We start from the raw sequence: 3,347 nt of genomic DNA on the forward strand, positions 1-3,347 counted from the left end.
GTAGAATGTGCTTTGAACTGATCACCGAATTTAGGGTGAGTAGTCCATTCTCCTTCAAATTCTAAGGTAGCCCCCGCAAAAACATTCGCTTGATGCACCGTAACAGTGATTTGTTCATGAGGTCTTTCGGCAGGATTTACCCTGATGACTGTCCATCCATTTTCTTTGTTATGATACGTAACGCGGTGTACTATGCCTTTGAATTTTTCCATTGATGCTAAAAGTTTATCAAATGTACTTATTTTTGAAAATAGATCATACCTCTATTAATCGCTCATAATTATTTCATGAAACTAACAAGGAGTAGTCTTTTTTAGGCTTCTAGGCCTGTTTCTGGACGATTTTGCAAAAAAAGAAAATAGTCCAAAGTGATAAATGTGTTTTATACACTATAAAGCTTTGTTTTTGGATTATTTTTTTTCGCTGATCTTTCATCTTTGAAAGTGTTAGTCAACAGCTATGAGAAATGGGTTATTGAAATTTGGAGGATGAATGTGCTTTCAGATAATGATGCAAAGCGACGAATATGAAATGAAACAAAAAAAGTGCATCAACGGTAACACCTATTACTACTAATGAAATGAATCAGACTGACAGTTAAATTATCTATTACACCTAGATGAAGTACGCGATGCTAAAGCTACTTGGCATTGAAAATCTTTATCGATTACCATGAAGAAGTGTAGGCTTGGTTTTCTTGCTGGGAAATACATAAGCCGTAACAAAACATCAATAGATATTTAATGACTTATCAGAGCCTTCTTAAAAAGTGCCTGATCAAATATGTAAAAAAGGCCCTCTCAAAGGCCTTATTGGTAAAATGTATGAATTATTAATGAATTATGAAAAACAACTTTTTTACTCAATTTAGCAAAGTATGTCAAATCTTAATCGGACTGATGAGTCTATTGATCAGCAATGTGTCAATGGGTCAAGTCACCCTTGAAAATGAAGTAAGTATCACAAACCAAGCTTTATATTTTGATGGAAATAAAGTATCTATCAATCATACCGCGAACTCTACAACTGGATATGATTATGTCTATGGAAGCGCATTGACTCCTCATGGGGATTGTATCAAAACCTACAAACACTATGTTTTTATGACTTGGTATAAAGGGGGTAAAACGGAGCGTTATGTGATGTTGACGAGATACAATACACAGACTGGAAGCATGAAAACGATTCAGTTTCCACATCAACATACAGGTTATAATGGAAAATGGTGGTTAGGAGAAACACACAATACAATTGCTGTAGGAATTAGCCCAATCAACGGAACTATTCACTTAGCATATGATATGCACGCGTACAGCAATTCAGGATCTTTTGTCAATGATTATTTCAGGTATTCTTATTCTGTACCTAATGCGGCAGAAGTTTCAGATACTGAATTTACACTGAGCAAATTTGTGAAGGACCCTGCGGATGGAGATTATAAGCATTGTACTATGGATGGTGTAAGAGATGCATCTCATTATTCTAAGTTCACTTACCCTAAGTTTTTCTTAAATGATCAAGGAGATTTATTCTTGACAATGCGTAAAGGTACGTCTCATGATGGAGCACAAGCTTTTATTAAATACGATGCTTCACAACAAAAATGGGGGAGATTTAAAACGTTCAATGCCTTGGGAACTGGAAGTAAAGGGGAAACGCACAATTGGAGTATTTATGGAAGTATGAAGTATGTGGATGGTAAAATGCGTATTGGTTTCCAGCGCAGGTTAAAAGATGGTACTGATAAATACAAGTATCAAAATGGCGTCTATTATGCTTACTCTGATGACCCGACAGGAGCTTCTCAATGGAAAAATCATAAAGGTCAATCGATCACTTTCCCTTTGGTAAAAGCTGAAGAAGCGATCGTTTATGAGCCAGGGGATTATGTGCAAACAGTTGCTAGAAATATGGTTTATATTGTAAGTGGCTTTGACTGGACCGTAACGGACAGAGGAGATGTTCATATCATCAGTAAAGTGAGAGATGATGAGAATAATGTCACGAAGTATATACATAGTTACAAACCGGCAGGGGCATCCAACTTTACAGTGACCACAAACTTCAATGGAGCTGATGCACTTTACACTTCAGGAAATGACGTTTATATGATTGGTTTAAGTGGAGGAAGAGTGTTTGTTGACAAGTTAGAAGGAGGTACAAACAATATCACAAATGTTTATAAAGCGACTTCAGGAATGACCTTTACAAAAGGAATAGTGCATATCAACGATGGAAAATTATACTATTACCTAAAAGGAAATGACAGCGATGACACCCATCCAACATACCTTCAAATCATAGATTTAGATATTCAAAATGCACCACCTGTAGTCAGTATGACAGCTCCCTCAAATAACCTTACTGTAGAACCTGGTACTACGCTCACATTAACAGCCAATGCTTCTGATGATCAAGCAGTTTCAAAAGTGAATTTCAGAGTAAATAATGCTTTTTACAAACAGGACAAAACGGCTCCGTATTCAGTAACATGGACTCCAACTTCTACAGGAACATACACTATTGATGCCGTAGCTTATGATGAAGACGGTCAGAGTACTATTGCCTCAAGTGTTACCGTTAATGTACAATCAGTGAATGTAACAATTGAATCTGTTACAGCAGAGCAATCACCTAACTTAGCGACTAATCTGTTGGATGGAGATGTGAGTGATGACTCTCGATGGAGTGCTGAAGGTTTCTCTAAAACTGTGGTGTTTGACTTGGGAAGTACTCAAAATATCACAGGCACAAAAATGTGGACATACTTAGATAGAGCCTATCAATATAGAATCCGAGTGTCTAATTCAGCAAGCACAGGATTTAATACGGTTGTGGATCAAACAGGAAATACAAGTACCGCCCAACCATTAACTGATAATTTCAATGCTACAGGTCGTTATGTAAAACTGATCGTTGAAGGGGCACATAATTATACTGGCGATTGGGTGAGTATCAATGAGTTTGAAATATTGACATCAGGTTCGTCCTCATCACGTCAAGGCAATGCATCTTTTATAGAAAATAAAACTTCAGTAGTTACCGTTTATCCTAACCCATCTAATGGTGCATTTACAATCGACTTAGGAGATATAGAAAACGCAGATCTATTGATTTATAATATGAATGGCCAAAAGGTATATCAAGGTTCGAACGTTACGCAACAAGTACAACTATCAAAAGGAACCACTTTTGATGCAGGTATTTACCTTATCAAAGTAATTGATCAGGAAGGAAATCATTATGATAAAAAGTTAATGATCAAATAAAAATATTTATAGGTATATAAACTTACGTCGCCCAATCACAAAGCTGTTTTTGGGTGACATGAATTGAAGAAACCATCC

At 36.5% G+C, this 3,347-nt stretch carries 2 protein-coding genes; one reads left to right on the forward strand and one right to left on the reverse strand.

Going from position 1 to position 3,347, the window contains the following annotated elements; all coding sequences use genetic code 11:
• Positions 1–212: YrrC family ATP-dependent DNA helicase (locus HHU12_RS33340; protein WP_169661049.1), on the reverse strand; the 212-nt coding region annotated here is incomplete at its 3' end.
• Positions 213–842: 630 nt separating this feature from the next.
• On the opposite strand from HHU12_RS33340, the gene HHU12_RS33345 reads away from it, so the two are divergent.
• Positions 843–3,269, forward strand: coding sequence for a BNR-4 repeat-containing protein (locus HHU12_RS33345; RefSeq protein ID WP_169661050.1), 2,427 nt, complete (start codon positions 843–845; stop codon positions 3,267–3,269).
• Positions 3,270–3,347: the final 78 nt, after the last annotated feature.

The organism is Flammeovirga aprica JL-4 (genome assembly GCF_012844305.1).
GTDB lineage: Bacteria > Bacteroidota > Bacteroidia > Cytophagales > Flammeovirgaceae > Flammeovirga > Flammeovirga aprica.

Excerpts from the sequence above, each read along its gene's own strand:
- HHU12_RS33345 (WP_169661050.1), top strand. The coding sequence starts at position 843 with ATGAAAAACAACTTTTTTACTCAATTTAGCAAAGTATGTCAAATCTTA.